Consider the following 16,344-nt stretch of genomic DNA (forward strand, 5'->3'; position numbering starts at 1 on the left):
GCCTATGACAATCTTGACTTTCTTACTGCAAGCAGTTGCTAGCCTGCTGGCTATCATTACTTTTTTAATCGTTCTAAACGTCCAGCGTAGTATGCTGATTCCTGGCGGAGTGCTGGGCATGGCTATTTGGCTACTCTATCTCCTGCTCAAAGGACCGACCAACGTCATCATAGCAACCTTTGTGGCTGCTATAGTCGGTTCCTGCGTCAGCCAAATTCTCAGCATCATCTATAAAACGCCCGCTGTTGTTTTTATTTTGGCTATTCTAGCGCCTCTGGTCCCAGGCTACATTTCCTATCGGACGACTGCCTTCTTTGTCACTGGTGACTACAGCCAGGCTATGATTCACGCCACTCTGGTAGTCATTCTGGCCTTGGTCATCTCAATTGGCATGGCCAGCGGCACTGTCGTACTCAAGCTCTATCACTATTTAAAAAAGCGCCAAAGCAAACTCACAGTAAATAAACAGTAGAACTATCTGCTGTTTTTCTTTTGGAAAATACATCTTAAGCCTGATTTAGCTGAGATTAGATGTTTTTGTAAGAGTTTTATTCCTAAGTATGGTAAAATAGTTTTCGGAATATACTAGAATAAAAGGATTTAAAGAGGTCTTATAATGACAATCGGAATCGACAAAATCGGTTTTGCGACCAGTAATTATGTCTTAAAATTAAATGATTTAGCGGCAGCCCGTGGGACTGACCCAGACAAGCTTAGCAAGGGGCTCTTGCTCAAGGAACTAAGCATTGTTCCTCTGACTGAGGATATTGTTACCTTGGGAGCGGCGGCAGCAGAACCCATCCTGACAATAGAGGACAAAGAAAAGATTGATATGGTCATCGTGGCTACTGAGTCAGGGATCGACCAGAGCAAGGCGGCAGCCGTTTTTGTCCACGGCCTTTTGGGCATCCAGCCTTTTGCCCGCAGCTTTGAAATCAAGGAAGCCTGCTATGGAGCTACTGCTGCACTGGACTATGCCAAGCTCCATATCGAAAAACATCCAGACAGCAAAGTTTTGGTGCTAGCTAGCGACATTGCCAAGTATGGCATTAACACACCTGGCGAGCCAACTCAGGGAGCGGGAGCTATTTCTATGCTGATTAGCAGCAATCCCCGTATTCTTGCTTTCAATGATGATAATGTAGCTCAGACACGCGATGTCATGGATTTTTGGCGCCCAAATTACTCGACAACGCCTTATGTCAACGGGCTCTATTCAACCCAGCAGTATCTGGATAGCTTAAAAACAACTTGGACGGAGTACCAAAAACGCCACAAGCTGGCTCTCAAAGATTTTGCGGCCTACTGCTTCCACCTGCCTTATCCAAAATTGGCCCTTAAAGGCCTCAATAAAATCATGGATAAAAGCCTGCCCCAAGAGCAGCAAGACCAGCTCAGAAAGAACTTTGAAGCCTCTATTCTCTACAGCCAAAAAGTTGGAAATATTTATACAGGCTCCCTCTTCCTAGGCCTCCTGTCTCTTTTAGAAAACTCTGACAACCTCAAGGCTGGCGATCGGATTGCTCTTTTCGGCTATGGCAGCGGGGCTGTCTCTGAAATCTTCAGTGCCAATTTGGTAGAAGGCTATGAAAAGCATCTATCCCAGACACGTCTAGAGGAATTAGACCAGCGTCAGGCTCTTTCCATCCCGGATTATGAGCGCATCTTTTTTGAAGAAGCTGAGCTTGATGCGGAGGGCAATGCCAGCTTCTCTGGCTATGAAGACCAAAGCTTTGCTCTGGCAGAAATTGCAGAGCACCAGCGTAAGTACATCAAAGTTGAGAAATCATCATGAAAGTAAACTGGACTGGATTTTCCAAAAAAACTCCTGCTGAACGGCTGCAGATGTTGAAAGAAAAGGGACTTTTACAAGATGAACATTGGCAGCTGCTAGACAGTCAGCAGACTTTGCCTCTGGAAACAGCCAACCAGATGAGTGAAAATGTACTGGCCACTCTGGCCCTGCCCTACTCTCTGGTGCCAGACTTTCTGGTGGATGGTAAGACCTATCAAGTTCCATTTGTGACAGAAGAGCCATCTGTTGTAGCAGCGGCTAGCTTTGCGGCTAAGATTATCAAACGTTCAGGCGGATTTGAGACCGAGGTTCACAAACGCCAGATGATTGGACAGATTGCCCTTTATCAGGTTGAAAAGATTGACCAAGCCATTAAAGATGTTCTCAGGAAAAAGAAAGAGTTGCTGGAGCAGGCCAACCAAGCCTATCCATCGATCGTTGCCCGTGGGGGCGGAGCTAGAGATCTCTGGCTGGAGCCAAAGGAAGACTTCCTCATTTTCTATCTATCTGTGGATACGCAGGAAGCTATGGGAGCCAATATGCTCAACACCATGCTGGAGGCCCTCACCCTTCCTCTGAAAGATCTGACTGGCGGTAAGAGTCTGATGGCTATCCTGTCAAACTATGCAACAGATAGTCTCGTAACAGCCCGCTGTGTCATCGGCTATCGCTTTCTCAGCCGGGATACGGCCGAGGCGGAACTTCTTGCGGATAAAATGCAGATGGCCAGCAAATTAGCCCAGGTTGACCCTTACCGGGCAGCTACCCACAATAAAGGTATCTTTAATGGTATTGATGCTTTGGTACTGGCTACTGGAAATGACTGGAGGGCTGTAGAAGCCGGTGCCCATGCCTATGCCAGCCGAGAAGGAAGCTACCGTGGCCTCTCTACTTGGACGGCAGACCCAGACAAACGCCAGCTTCATGGTCAGATGACCCTGCCCATGCCCATTGCAACTAAAGGAGGTTCCATTGGCCTCAATCCCGCAGTGGCAGCCAGCTTTGACTTGCTGGGGCAGCCTCAGGCCAAGGAATTGGCTTCCCTCATCGTTTCAGTCGGATTGGCACAAAACTTCGCCGCCCTCAAAGCCCTAGTCAGCACTGGCATCCAAGCCGGTCATATGAAATTGCAAGCCAAATCTTTAGCATTGCAAGCTGGAGCCCAAGGCGAAGAAATCGCTGCTGTAGCCAATCGCTTAACAGCCAAGAAGACTTTCAACCTCGCTACTGCTCAAGAAATCCTAGCTGACTTACGAAAACAGGACAAGTAAAAAGGCCATTGATGGCCTTTTTTGTATGACTTTATGCTATTTATTGAATCTGTTCATGAGCTTCTTTTAGCCGACCGTAGAGTAGATAGGGTACACTCTTTAATTCTTGCAAATTTCGGCACGACAGGGCGCACATGATGAGGCGCAGATCCGATTTCCAGCCTTCTACAATATCAATAACCTCTTCTACTGAGTGATTTTCCACCAAGTCTAGCATGGTACGAGAGAGACCAACCGCCTTGGCTCCTAAAACAAGGGATTTGATCATATCCAAAGGATGACGGACACCTCCACTAGCCAAGAGATCGACCTCGTCGCGAAGTGGTTGAAGAGCTAGCAGGCTCTGCAGAGTAGATTGCCCCCAATCATTAAGGTAATCACGATTGCCACCCCGCTGATTTTCAATATAGGCAAAGCTAGTGCCGCCCCGGCCAGAAATATCAAAAGTCTGAATGCCCAAGGAGCGCGCTTCTTCGACAGTAGAGCGATCCATGCCAAAGCCAACTTCTTTAAGAATTAGGGGAAGATCCAGTCGCTGACTATAATCCGTCAAGTGCTGGCGCCAAGAACGAAACTCCCGCTCGCCCTCTGGCATCAGCAATTCCTGCATGAGATTGACATGAACCTGCAAAAAGAGAGGCTGCAAATCAGCTATCGCCTGCTGGGCGGCTTGATAAGGCTTGTCCAATCCGATATTGGTAGCCAGCAATAAATTAGGCCTACCATCCGCCACCCGATAGGAAGGATCAGAAGGATTCTTCAAGGCTGCGCTGTAAGAGCCAGTTACAAAAAGAAGGCCACAACTTTCAGCTACTTGAGCCAGTTTCTCATTGATTTGACCGCCTTTGTGGCTGCCGCCAGTCATGGCATTGATGTAAAAGGGAAACGCCCAGTCACGGCCAGCAAAGTGAGTAGATAGGTCAATCTCTGCCAAATCGTACTTGGGCAGAGAACGGTGAATCAGCTCCATTTCATCAAAACTGTTGTAACCCGGACGCTGCTCTAAGGCGTATTTGATATGGTCGTCCTTACGATTCTGGCTCATCATGGCCCATCCTTTCTCTGTATAATAGCTCAATGCCAGCTTCTTGCCAGGCTTGAATCAGTTGCTTGCTAGATGCGGCATCAAAGCTGAGAGCAATCCCGCAGTCGCCACCGCCGGCACCACTGCTCTTAGCCACACAGTTCAGTCCCTCTGCCGCTTCTTTTAGGACTTTCAGCCTGTCTGTGTAGATAACTGGGCTGAGCCTTTCTAAGAGCTGGCTAGCCTTTTCCAGACTAGACTGAATAGCGAACTTCTCTCCTGCTAATAAAGCTCTCCCCAAAGCATCAACCTGTGTCCTACTGCCTGTCAAAAAGGACTCTGAAATAGCTGACTTGACCTGATTGACCAAGTCCTTAGAAATCGCTGGCTGCTTGGTCCAGCCAACTAGAAAATCCATGGCTAAGCAAGGCTTAATACTACGAATTTCAAAACTCCAATCCTCTGCTAACAGCTGTGGCAAATCAACTTTGTCCAGGCGCTTACGGACCAGCTCTCTATCAAAAGATCGGTAGTAAATCAGGTCTTCATAGACAATGCAGGCTAGATCTCCCATGGAGCCATTGTCTCCGCGCTTGAGGAGAACGTAAGAAGCCAGCTTAAAGAGTAGCTCTGGCTCTAAGTCCAGCTCATAAAGTACTGCCATAGCCTTGATGGTCAGAATAACAACACTACCACTGGAGCCAATCCCAAACTTCTTGCCTTCTCTCTCCATCTTGCCACTAATATTCAGAGAAAAAGGCTGAAGTTGGTAGCCTAAGGCTAGCAAATAAGTGTTCATAACTGCTATCGTCCCCTGAATCAAGGCATAATCAGGGTCTGTCTCTAGGTTAGCACTGTGTTCGAACATATCTGATGTCAAGCGATAGTCAGGCGCTGCCTGGATTTCTCCCGTCATATAGATAGGAATGGCCTTGATAATGGCCGGCTGACCGGCCGTCAGCACTGCATATTCACCCGCCAGATAGAGCTTGCCGCAGGTTTGAACTCTTGCACTAGTCTTCATCTGACAAGTCCTTTGTTTTGGAGACGATAAGCCGGTAGTCCTTCTCAAATATAGCAACCAGATGGTCTAGGTCTTCCTCCAAGCAGAGCACCTTGACATTTGGTCCTGCGTCCATGGTAAAGTAGCAACGTTCGCCCTGCTCCCGCAGCTTTCTGACAGCATCCATAGCCTGGTAAGACTCCTCTGTCAGATAAGAAAACGGCGGATAAGCTTTTTCTGTCGTAGCATGCATCCGGAGAGCATTTTCTTCCGTCAGCTGACCTACCTTAGCAAAATCATTGTCCTGCAAATAGCTTAACATAGCTTTATAATCCAAGGCAGACTGGGCAATCCAATCTGGGAAAATGGTGGAAGTTTTAGCACAGAGCTCCATACCGTCACGGCTGGAAATGGGCTTTTTCTCATCGTGCAGAACCAACATAATCATGGCTAGCTTCAAATCCGTCTTGACTGGATAAATGGCCCCACTGTCCTTATCCCAGGCCGCTAGCGGACCAAAGAAAGACCGAGCTGATGACCCAGAAGCAAACTTAGCCAGCTGGGCCAGCTCTTGCGTCTGATAGCCCGTCTGAAAATAAGCATTGCAGGCCTTGACTAGGGCAGATAGACCGCTGGAGCTGGAAGACAGACCCGCTGCTGTTGGCATATTATTGCTGGTATCAACGCGGACAAAACCATCTTCTGGAGAGCGGAAGCGGTCAATAATCTTACTGATTTTGGCATGTTCTGCCGGACTTTGCAGCTGACCGTCAATATAAAACTCATCTCCAGTTGCTGTGCCCGGCAAAGGACTCAGCTGGGTCTCAGTATACATATTTTCCAGTGTCAGCGAGATACTGCTGGTAGACGGAATCATCTTTTCTGCATCTTTCTTCCCCCAATATTTGACAATTGCAATATTGGCATAGGATTTGACACTTACAGGCTTTCGATCCATGTGTTAATGGCCCCTTTCTCTCTCAATAAGGCGGCTAAGGCCTCCGCCTGACTTTTTTCTCCTACAAGAGCAATGACACAGCCACCCAGACCGCCGCCGCTCATCTTAGCTCCCAAAGCTCCGTTTTCAAGAGCTGCCGCTACCAGCTCATCTGCTTTCTGGCAAGACACTCCTAGCTTGGCTAGTTTCTCATGAGCCTTGGTCATAGCTTGTCCCATTGTCATCAGGTCCTTGATAGAAATGGCTTTCTCAAGAATTTTCGTTAAATTCCCCAATTCCTGAAGCAAGGGCAGAGCCTTTTGACCCTGACTTTCTACAGCACGGATAGCTTCGCGGGTATGACCGTGAATACCCGTATCTGCAATCACTAAAAAGGCATCCAAATCCAGCTCAATCTCGCTGAAACCAAAATTGCGGATGAATTTGATAGCTACATCGCTAAGGCAGGTCTTGGCATCAAGACCGCTGGGATTCATATGGGCAATCATCTCTGCCCGATTGGCTAGAATCTCCAGTGTCTGGTCATCCAGTTCTTCCTCAAAGTAGTCGAAGACCGCTCGAATAGCTGCAATACTAACCGCGGCTGAAGATCCCATTCCCCTCTTCTCAGGAACCATGGACTCTACTTGACAGCGAATCTTAGCTCCCTGCCGACCTAGATGTTCTAGACAGGCAAAAACAGCCATAGATAGCGTATCCTCGGCGTAGAGGGTCCAGGCCCGCTCAGACGGAAAGACCTGACAGGTCACTTCAATACGATTAAGAGGCAGGGAAATGGCCGGATAGCCGTAGACCACCGAATGCTCTCCCATTAAAATAATTTTACTATGTGCCTTGCCGACACCGATTTCTTTTGTCATATTCTTCTCTTGTCTGTAGATTCTCTCTATCTTATTTTAATATACTTTGGCAAAAAAAGCGATTTTTATTAAGAGAAAATCACTGGGGCTAGAGACCGATATTTATATAAGCAGACACGATAAAACTCCGGGGCTTGCAGCCGGAGTCTTTTAAAGTTCTCTTCTTATCAGGTCCATCAGCTGGTTACGATCTAAGATCCATTGAGCCCGCTCGTCTTTTTCATAGGTCCGGTTGGACAGGAAAATAGCCGCCTTTTGCTCCTTGCGATTATACATAATAAAGGTTCCCGTGTAGCCAGTGTGTTCCAGCCAGCAGCCCTCTAGATTCCAGGCTAGACTACGTCTTTTGCCAGGCTCCTTGGAAAAATTCTGGGTCAGATTGGCCGCAAAGTCATCCTGCAGATAATGTTCCAGAAATATTTCCAAATCCTTGATAGTTGAAAATAAGCCAGCGCTGCCAGCATGGACACCCAGTACACGCGCCTTGGGATCATGAACCTGACCATCCTTGACACCGCAAACGGTCGGCACAGCTCCTGGAACTGGCCCAAAACCTGTCTCAGTCAAACCCCAAGGCTGGAAAATCTGACTTTGAAAAATCTGATCCAAGGCCTGACCGTAGATCTCTTCCAACATAAAGCCCAAGAGCAGAAAATTCACATCCGTATAGCGAAAGGTCTTATCTTCAAGCACTGTCAAATGATTGAGTGCTTCTTTCAACTCGGGAGCTGTCAGCTGATCACGATTAGGAATAAAGGGATCTAGTCCTGATGTGTGGGTCAAGAGCTGACGCAAGGTCACATCTTCTTGATGAAAGGCCGGATAATAATGCTGTAAGGGCAAATCCAGTTCCAGCTTGCCCTGCTCATACAAAAAGGCTGCCAGAGTACCAACTCCGACCACCTTGCTGACGCTAGCCAAGTCATAGACCAAACCCACTTGAGTGGCCTTTCCTTCTTGCGGATCAGCTAGACCAAAGTAGAATTCCTGCCACCGGCCAGCTTGGTACAAGGCCAGACTAGCACCGGGATAGATACCATCTTTCAGCTGTTCTTTGATTTTATTGATAATTTTTTCTAGAGTCATGCTTCAAACCACAATTCAATCTTGCTAGAATCCTGACTCAGCAGGAACTTATCTGACTTGGGTACAAAGATTTCGTGCCCTTCAAAGACAGGACGCAGGGCAACGGTTTCTAAACGATTGACTTGAGCTTTGAGCATAGTCAAGTCCCAAGTTAGTGCATTATCTGCCTGCAAGTCTTGTCCCTCTGCTTCTGTAAAGGTCAGGAAATCCAGCGCATTTTCAATCTTGCTGTAAAATTCTTGGGCTGCATTGGCATCAGGCACACGAATTTCTACCGTCTCTATCTTAAATTGACTAAGACCGATGAAGTCCTCTTGCTTTTCAAATTCAGGCGCCTCCGCCACTTCTTGAAGATTTGTTCTATTCTCTTCTGCATGCAGGAGAACTAGGTCACCCTCTGGTGACAGAGCTTCAAAAGCATAGCCTTTCTCTCCTTGATACAGCTTAGTCCAAGCAGGCTTTTGGGCCAATAGAGACTCGATTTCTTTAGCATCTGCAACCTTGACAACGATTCTGGCTAATTTTTTAGGGCCTTTGACTCGCCGCGACCGCATACTGGGCGATTCTTCCAGTTGCAGTTTCTCAGTCTTAGTCTGATCACCCAAGGACAGAAAAGCAGCCTCCTCTAAAAGGGCCTTCATGCCCAGCTGATTTACGAAAAATTCTTGATTTAAATGACGATTATTGATTTTTAATACAGGGATAATTCTAATAATATGATTCGCGCTCATAATTCCTCCAAACCATTTTATTGTAATGGATTTTCATCTTTTTGACAAGAAATTATGCGCAAATAAACAATTTTTAAAACAAGAAGGCCTTGGATTTATTGGTAAATGGTCTGAGCAATGACCAAACCCCTAGCGGACTCAAACTCGTACTGCAGATAGGACTGGTAGGTACCAGGTGCGATAATACCACGAATATCCAGAATATCTGTCCCAGCCTGCCCAATAATCGAATCTGCTAGCAGGCAACAGTTGGTCGACAGGACAAAATACGTCTTGAAACGACTGGTTTTAAACTTATATAGCTGCGCTCCTAGTCCATGCTTCAACTTGTAGGAGTATGTTGGCTGGCCATTTTTCAGTTCTGCTGGCGGCTCCCATTCTACTAATAGCTGATCAATTTCAGCCAGGCGCTTCTCAACCGCCTCCTTCTCCTTATCTGTCAAAGCCAGAGAATAACCAAAGAGTGTTTTCTTGCTTTCTTTTTTGCAAAGCTCAATATAGACGTCTTTAGGAACCTTGAAGAGAACACCGTCTCCAATCATGCCCTTGCATCGCTCAGAAAAAACATCATAGCTGCCATAAGAAATCACTTGTCCCTGATAACAAATATCTACATGACCAATGCCCCCTAATAAACTTGTCTTTGAAGTATGGACCAAGACCTCCAAGTCCGCCTTTTTCTCTCTATTCTTAACAAGACTATAAACATTTTTACGATCAGAAGCTACATCTCCCTGAATCAGTCGATTAAAGTGTTCCAGATTTTCTACCGGAATAAAGGCTGCAAAAATAATAGGTAGGTTAATACGAATTTGCCTACGCAGCCGATGTTTTTCACGGTCATTATCAAAAAAGAGGCCATCCCGGATATTGGACATTCCCAGCATCATCAAATAGATTCCCAAAATCAAAAACTGCAAGTGTCCGTCAGTCGCAGGCGAAAGAATACTGGTCAGCCCAATTCCACCATAGAGAACGGTATCAAATAGATAGCGCAAGCCGCCCTTGACATGATTTTGCCGATAAAGGAGATAGGTCACTCCGTAAATACCGGCAGTCAAGAGCTGGTAGCTACCCAAACTGATAATCACAATATTGACAGGCACATCACTGATTCGGTTGAGCCAGCTGATACCCATAGCGACTGCAATCTGAAGCAGACTATGCCAGACAGCCCCTTCTTTCTTGCGCGTAAAAACATGAAGAACAATATTTACCAAGCCAACAACCGTCAGATAAAACGAAATAAAATCGAAGGCCAGCTTGGTAAATCTGAAGCCATTGACAATGATAATCAGGCCAAAAACAAGGGCTAAAAAGCCAAAGAGTAAGGTTCTGCGGCCACTGATCTTATGATATTTTGATACTTGCATCTCCATCTTTACCTTCTCTATCGTTCGAAAAAAGAGCTGGGGAAATCCCCCAACTCTGATCTTATGTGCTTATCCGTAGATTGTTTTAAACAAGAGGACTGCTGTGATACCTGCAAGAATCGGTGCCACAACTGGAACCCAAGAATACCACCATTTTGAATCACCCTTGTGTTTACCCAAAACAGATTCTGGCAGGATGAAGTGGAGGATACGAGGTCCGAGGTCACGAGCTGGGTTCAGCCCAGGTCCAGTAGGGCCTCCCAGAGAGGTTACCAAAGCCATTACCAAGAAACCAAGTGCCAAGTGAGCGACTGAAAGGCTACCAACTTGGAATGGTGCAACTTGATCTTTAGCCTGAGATATTGCAGCAGCAATCTGTTCTTTAGGAACTGAAGTCCCTTGTGCTGCCATCTGAGCAGCTTGCGAATTGATAGTTGCTTCAGCTTTGCTCAACAATTCTGCTCCAAAGAAGTTCTTGGTCAAGCCCATAGCAGCAAAGAAAAGAACAAAAGAACCAACAAATTCATTGATAAAACCATTGAACAAGGCTGCTTTACGTGATTCAGGCGTGCCATGGTCTAGACTAGAGATGGTAGAGAAAGTACCCAAAATATTATTAGGATTTTCTGTTCCCAAATAGTAAGGGCGATGAGTCGCAACGACCAAGGCCTGTCCGAAAATAGCTCCTAAAAGCTGGGCTGCAATGTATGGTGCAACCTGTGCCCAAGGGAAATAACCACTGACAGCAAGTCCCAAAGTAAAGGCAGGGTTGATATGGTTACCGGACACATTACCAAACATCAAAGCTGGAATCATAACCCCCATACCGTAACCGACAGCGATGACTAACCAACCGCTCTGATGTCCCTTAGTTCCTTTTAATTCAACGTTGGCAACAGCTCCGTTCCCCAAGACAATGAGGATAGCTGTTCCTAAAAATTCTGTGGCGTATTTAACGACCCATTCGAAATCCATTTAGTGATACTCCTTAAATATTTTTTAGACAAAGTCTATTTTATCAAGTATAATGGATAATGTAAAGGTCATTTTTTATAAAAATAAGAAAAAGAGGGAAGAATATGCGTTTTAATCAGTATAGTTATGCAAAAACGAAACGGGAAAATATGTTGATAGAATTAGCTGAATTAGGCTTTTTTTATGACAGCAATCGCTCTGATAAGGAAAATCTTGAAGATTTTCTCCGCACCAGCTTTTTCACTTATAAAAATACAGATTATCCCTTGAAATCCTGGGCTGCTGACAGCCAAACAGACCTGTTGAGCTTTTTCCAGTCTGACAGAGAACTGACGGCGTCTGTCTTTTACACTGTAGCCTTTCAGCTACTTGAGTTCTCGCCCTTTATTGATTTTACAGATGTTGAGGCCTTTCGCAAAGAAACGGGCTTTCCCATTACATTTGGAGACTTGTTGGAAAATCTCTACCAGCTGCTCAACACTCGGACAAAAAATGGTAACCTCTTAGTTGATAAACTAATCAGTGAGGGATTGATTCCTGAGGACAATACCCACCACTACTTCAACGGCAAGAGCCTGGCAACCTTTTCCAGCCATGATGCTATCCGAGAGGTGGTTTACGTGGAATCACGCGTGGATACTGATCAAGACGGTCGTCCGGATCTCATCAAAGTCAGCATTATCCGGCCCCGCTATCAAGGAAAAATCCCTGCTGTCATGACCGCTTCTCCTTATCATCAAGGAACCAATGATCCTGCCAGCGACAAGGCTCTCCACGACATGAATGTGGACTTAGTAAAAAAAGAGCCTCATCAAATCACAGTACAAGATCCTGAGCTCAAATTGCTCCAGCTGGATTCGCTGTCTCCTGCCCAAGAAGTCTCTGAAGCCGAGGAAAAATTGGGTCATATCGGCACCTACACGCTCAATGATTACTTGCTGCCCCGCGGCTTTGCCAATCTCTATGTGTCTGGCGTAGGAACCAAAGACTCTGAAGGCCTGATGACCAGCGGTGACTATCAGCAGATCGAAGCCTATAAGAATGTTATTGATTGGCTCAATGGCCGCTGCAGAGCCTTCACCGACCACACACGCCAGCGGGAAATCAAGGCCACTTGGTCCAACGGAAAAGTGGCTACGACCGGTATCTCCTATCTAGGCACCATGTCCAACGGGCTGGCTACAACTGGAGTAGATGGACTGGAAGTCATCATCGCTGAAGCTGGAATTTCTTCTTGGTACAACTACTACCGCGAAAACGGTCTCGTCACTAGTCCCGGAGGTTACCCAGGAGAGGATTTTGAATCCTTGACCGAATTAACTTACTCCCGCAACCTGAGGGCTGGTGACTACCTGCGTCATAATGATGCTTATCAGCAAAGCCTAGAGCAACAGCGTAAGGACCTAGACCGGCAAACCGGAGATTACAATCAATTTTGGCATGACCGCAACTACCTACTCCATGCAGATAAGGTCAAGGCCGAAGTCGTCTTCACCCATGGATCTCAAGACTGGAATGTCAAGCCCTTCCATGTCTATAATATGTTCCGAGCTCTGCCAGCTCACATCAAAAAGCATCTTTTCTTCCATAACGGTGCCCATGTTTACATGAACAACTGGCAGTCCATCGACTTCCGTGAGTCTATCAATGCTCTGCTGAGCAATAAACTGCTGGGATATGAATCAGACTTCGAACTGCCAGCAGTCATTTGGCAGGAAAACAGCCAAGCTCAAAACTGGCTGACCTTGGAAGACTTCGGCGGACAAGAGCAGAAACTTCAGCTCCAACTAGGCCAAAACTGCCAATCTATCAAAAATCAATACCCAGAAGAAGACTATAATCGTTTTGCAAAAAATTACCAAAGCTTCAAGACTGAGCTTTTTGAAGGTAAGGTCAACCAGATTACTCTGGACTGGACCTTGGAAAAGGACCTCTTTCTCAACGGAGCGAGCCAGCTCAATCTTCGCCTCAAATCCAGCACCGATAAGGGACTACTTTCTGCTCAATTGCTGGACTTCGGACCAGCTAAACGCCTCACACCGATTCCTACGCCTATTGAGCCTAGAGTCATGGACAACGGCCGCTACTATATGCTGGACAATCTGGTTGAACTCCCCCATACTGAAACGCCTCATCGCGTCATCACCAAAGGTTTTCTCAATCTGCAAAATCGAACCAATCTACTGACAGTCGAAGAAGTCACTCCTGACCAATGGCTGGAATTTTCCTTTGAACTGCAACCAACTATCTATAAGATGAAAAAAGGAGACCAACTGCGCCTCGTCCTCTACACTACAGACTTTGAACATACCGTTCGTGATAAGACCGACTATAAGCTGACTGTAGATTTGAAGCAATCTAGTCTGGATTTGCCAACCATGACATCACATTAATAAAAGAAAAAGGCGCTGAAATTCAGCGCCTTTTCTTTTATCGTAGATTGAGATATTCCTCTGCATATTTTTTATAATCCGGCTTTTCCTTGCGGTTCATAGCAAAGAGCATACTGCCTGTGAGATAGTCATCATCTGAGTCAGGAATTAGCATAATAGCAATATTTTTATCTTTCTCAGGAAAGACGATAGAAAATGTTCCGCCATTATCTTTCCGAGTCAGGCCGTAATAACTCACTCCATTCTTAAAACCAACTGCATTTTGAGTATACTCATACTCTTCTTCGTTGACAATAATGGTCTTGTCTTTTATTTCAATGGTCTTTTGTTCACCGCTAGCATCCTGTACATTCCATTTTCCCTGAATTTTGGGACTGCCACTGCAGCCAATTAGGATGAAGAGGGATGAGAGCACTACTAACAGCAAAGCTTTTATCTTCTTGTTTTTCAAGTTGTCTTCTCCTTGGTATATAGATTCATGACCATTCTACTATAAAGGCTAAATTTTTGTCAAACCTCTTAGAAATCTTCTTCTTGCCACTTTTCCAAAAAATGATATAATTTGAAGAGTGAAGATTACCAAGGGCTTAGCCCTTGTGAGAGAAAGGAAAGAAAATCTTATGATGAACATGCAAAGCATGATGAAGCAAGCACAAAAGCTTCAAAAACAAATGGAAAAAGGACAGGCAGAACTAGCTGCAACAGAATTCACCGGCAAATCAGCCCAAGATTTAGTCGTCGCTAAACTGACAGGCGATAAAAAGGTAGTCAGCATTGACTTCAATCCAGCCGTTGTGGATCCTGAAGATTTGGAAACTCTGTCAGAGATGACTGCGCAGGCCCTGAATCACGCGCTGGCTCAGATTGATGATGCTACTCAGAAGAAAATGGGCGCTTTCGCAGGCAAATTGCCATTTTAAGCAAGATAAATAACCTTCCAACTTGACTAAACATAAGTCAAGCAATACTCGAACCAGCAAAAAAGACTGAAGAATCTCAGTCTTTTTTGATTTATAGTTGTTCCCTCATCAGTCCACTACACAAAATTAAGCAAATCCGCTGCCTTACTCATCAAAAGCAGGGCATAGTCAGGATTGTTCTGCAGTTCCTTGATAGAGCTTTGCACCAGCTCTAAATCATCGGTAATCATGCCGTCAACACCCAGACGGAAGGATTTGCCAATGCTGTCTGCATCGTTGATGGTCCAGTCATAAAGCTTCTTATCCGTCGTCCATAGCTTATCGACAAAGTTTTCATCGAGGGTTGAGTACTCCATCGTATAGCCGGAAGCCTGTGTTCGTGGGAAAATAGTATTGTAGGGCAGGATAAAGAAGGTCGGTATGCTCTCATCATACTGGACTGTCTTGTCAATAACCTGGTAGTCCAAGGACTGAATCTGGTGGCCATAAACCTTGATATTGGCTCCGTATTGGCTCAGGAAACGGTCCATCATATCGTCTGAATCCAAGCTGCTGGTCTTGATTTCTATCAAGAGTCGCTGGCCCATTTGATTGGCTCGTTTGAGATAAGCATCAAAGCTTGAAATTTTGGCAGTGTGTCCATTTTCTGAAATATCTAAAGCCGTCAGCTCTTGCAGAGTCAGCTCTTGCGGTTTAGCATCAACGCCGGCCAAGGCTTTTAGATTGGCATCGTGCATCATGACAAACTGGCCATCCTTGGTCTCCTGTACATCCATTTCGATATAATCCGGCTTGAGCAGAACTGTCTTCTCAAGCGACTCAACCGTATTCTGGACACCATTTCCCTGCGAAACTCCACGGTGTGAGATGGTCAGAGGGACATTTTCCAAGGGCAGATTGAGATAGACAAATCCTTCAAGGGCAAAGACAGAGCTAGTGACCAAAAGGATAAACCAGCGCATGAGAGGCAGGCCTTTCCTGTAGCGGTACTCAGACAGCTTGCTGTCTGTCAGAAAAGCCACAAACTTAATCAGAAAGTAGGCTACCATGAAGTAATAAGCAAGCTTGATGAGGCAGTAATTGACAACCGCTGCTATCAAGGCTATCTGATTGGACTGGCCATCCGCATACTGCTGCAACATCAAAATCGGAATGCTGCATAAAAGAAAGAAGAGAAAGCTCTTGGCCAGTATCCAAAAGAGCTGCCAAGTATAGCGAATCAAGTGCCCCTTGGTCTTCTCCAAACTATACCTAATCGCATCTCGTAGGCGGAAATGCTCAAAAAAGAGCTTGGGCAGGGCAAACATCAGGCGGACAGCTATCAAAAAAAGCAGAAAACCTAAAGCATAGATTGATAATTTCATCCATAAGGCCGTCTTGAGATAGGTCACGATAAATTCTGGAATCAGAATTTTATTCAAGTAGTAGATTTTGAGAATTTGCCGCAGAAAGGGAAAGATAAAGCCCATATACAGTGCAATGAAGAGGACCTTACTGGGCCGGGCATAGCGAATCAGCGAACCGCTGTCTTTGAAACTTTTCTTAATAAACTGAAAGGCGCTGCGTTCTTCCTCGTCCAGAAGATTGCGGAGCCCCATAAATATCAGTCCAATCTGAAAATAAGCGATAAAGAGATTGACCGCAAAAAGCGCTAGAAAGGCTAAGCCAACCCAGACATTTGAAGTCAGAACCTTCAGGGCATTTGTATAAGATAAGAAGAGGTAGCCTGTCTGCTTGAGCAGAGCTTCTGCTGCAAAGGAGTTGAAAGGCACCCAGGCCAGCTCCATGAGCATAAAGACTGTGAAAAAGAGCAACAGAATTTTATCAAGATTACGATAGAGACGTAAAAGTCCCAGTCTTTGTGATTTCATTTTCTTCCTTTATGTTGTGAATAATACAAAACTTGCTAAAAAGCGATTCTTATTTAAAACAAGGTTGAGACAGATGTCCCAACC

At 45.6% G+C, this 16,344-nt stretch carries 15 protein-coding genes; 5 read left to right on the plus strand and 10 right to left on the minus strand.

Annotated features, from left to right (window positions below; all coding sequences use genetic code 11):
- The first annotated feature begins 4 nt into the window (after positions 1-4).
- The 3 genes from DQM55_RS09990 to DQM55_RS10000 all read left to right on the plus strand — a co-directional run bounded on the left by DQM55_RS09990 (position 5) and on the right by DQM55_RS10000 (position 3,066).
- Positions 5-472 carry a threonine/serine exporter family protein gene (locus DQM55_RS09990; protein ID WP_111676557.1) on the plus strand — a complete coding sequence of 156 codons (468 nt, stop codon included), beginning with the start codon at positions 5-7 and terminating at the stop codon, positions 470-472.
- 144 nt (positions 473-616) lie between these two features.
- Positions 617-1,795 carry a hydroxymethylglutaryl-CoA synthase gene (locus tag DQM55_RS09995; RefSeq protein ID WP_111676559.1) on the plus strand — a complete coding sequence of 393 codons (1,179 nt, stop codon included), beginning with the start codon at positions 617-619 and terminating at the stop codon, positions 1,793-1,795.
- Positions 1,792-3,066: a hydroxymethylglutaryl-CoA reductase, degradative gene (locus tag DQM55_RS10000; RefSeq protein ID WP_111676561.1), complete on the plus strand. Its 1,275-nt coding sequence runs from the start codon at positions 1,792-1,794 to the stop codon at positions 3,064-3,066. The genes DQM55_RS09995 and DQM55_RS10000 overlap by 4 nt, the downstream gene beginning before the upstream one ends.
- 40 nt (positions 3,067-3,106) lie before the next feature.
- Here the strand turns inward: DQM55_RS10000 and fni are convergent, their stop codons facing one another.
- From fni to gla, 8 genes are all read right to left on the minus strand, one after another.
- A complete protein-coding gene (gene fni, locus DQM55_RS10005; protein ID WP_111676563.1) occupies positions 3,107-4,114 on the minus strand; it encodes a type 2 isopentenyl-diphosphate Delta-isomerase in 1,008 nt (335 codons plus the stop codon).
- Positions 4,095-5,114: a phosphomevalonate kinase gene (locus tag DQM55_RS10010; RefSeq protein WP_111676565.1), complete on the minus strand. Its 1,020-nt coding sequence runs from the start codon at positions 5,112-5,114 to the stop codon at positions 4,095-4,097. Before DQM55_RS10010 ends, fni begins: the two co-directional genes overlap by 20 nt.
- Positions 5,104-6,051 (minus strand): diphosphomevalonate decarboxylase, encoded by a 948-nt coding sequence (gene mvaD, locus DQM55_RS10015; protein WP_111676567.1) that lies wholly within the window; start codon positions 6,049-6,051, stop codon positions 5,104-5,106. The genes DQM55_RS10010 and mvaD overlap by 11 nt, the downstream gene beginning before the upstream one ends.
- A complete protein-coding gene (gene mvk, locus DQM55_RS10020) occupies positions 6,033-6,911 on the minus strand; it encodes a mevalonate kinase (protein WP_111676569.1) in 879 nt (292 codons plus the stop codon). Before mvk ends, mvaD begins: the two co-directional genes overlap by 19 nt.
- A 150-nt stretch (positions 6,912-7,061) precedes the next feature.
- The gene (locus tag DQM55_RS10025) at positions 7,062-7,997 is read right to left on the minus strand and encodes a serine hydrolase domain-containing protein (RefSeq protein ID WP_111676571.1); all 936 of its coding nucleotides are present in this window, start codon (positions 7,995-7,997) and stop codon (positions 7,062-7,064) included.
- A complete protein-coding gene (locus DQM55_RS10030) occupies positions 7,994-8,728 on the minus strand; it encodes a CppA N-terminal domain-containing protein (RefSeq protein ID WP_111676572.1) in 735 nt (244 codons plus the stop codon). The genes DQM55_RS10025 and DQM55_RS10030 overlap by 4 nt, the downstream gene beginning before the upstream one ends.
- Before the next feature lie 95 nt (positions 8,729-8,823).
- Positions 8,824-10,107, minus strand: a complete 1,284-nt coding sequence (locus DQM55_RS10035; protein WP_111676574.1) for a DUF308 domain-containing protein — start codon at positions 10,105-10,107, stop codon at positions 8,824-8,826.
- 63 nt (positions 10,108-10,170) lie between these two features.
- The gene (gene gla, locus DQM55_RS10040) at positions 10,171-11,076 is read right to left on the minus strand and encodes an aquaglyceroporin Gla (protein WP_002910706.1); all 906 of its coding nucleotides are present in this window, start codon (positions 11,074-11,076) and stop codon (positions 10,171-10,173) included.
- 104 nt (positions 11,077-11,180) lie between these two features.
- Between gla and DQM55_RS10045 the strand changes: the two genes are divergently transcribed.
- Positions 11,181-13,469, plus strand: a complete 2,289-nt coding sequence (locus DQM55_RS10045) for a Xaa-Pro dipeptidyl-peptidase (RefSeq protein WP_111676576.1) — start codon at positions 11,181-11,183, stop codon at positions 13,467-13,469.
- Between the two features lie 37 nt (positions 13,470-13,506).
- On the opposite strand, the gene DQM55_RS10050 is transcribed toward DQM55_RS10045, so the two are convergent.
- Entirely contained in the window at positions 13,507-13,920 is a 414-nt protein-coding gene (locus tag DQM55_RS10050; RefSeq protein ID WP_002898411.1) for a hypothetical protein, read from the minus strand.
- A gap of 169 nt (positions 13,921-14,089) precedes the next feature.
- Between DQM55_RS10050 and DQM55_RS10055 the strand changes: the two genes are divergently transcribed.
- Complete coding sequence (locus DQM55_RS10055; RefSeq protein WP_002919734.1) at positions 14,090-14,389, plus strand: YbaB/EbfC family nucleoid-associated protein; 300 nt, start codon at positions 14,090-14,092, stop codon at positions 14,387-14,389.
- A 116-nt stretch (positions 14,390-14,505) separates the two neighbouring features.
- On the opposite strand, the gene DQM55_RS10060 is transcribed toward DQM55_RS10055, so the two are convergent.
- Positions 14,506-16,260 carry a glycerophosphoryl diester phosphodiesterase membrane domain-containing protein gene (locus DQM55_RS10060; RefSeq protein ID WP_111676578.1) on the minus strand — a complete coding sequence of 585 codons (1,755 nt, stop codon included), beginning with the start codon at positions 16,258-16,260 and terminating at the stop codon, positions 14,506-14,508.
- Positions 16,261-16,344 lie beyond the last annotated feature (84 nt).

The sequence above is a fragment of the Streptococcus sanguinis genome, from assembly GCF_900475275.1.
Classification (GTDB): domain Bacteria; phylum Bacillota; class Bacilli; order Lactobacillales; family Streptococcaceae; genus Streptococcus; species Streptococcus sanguinis_N.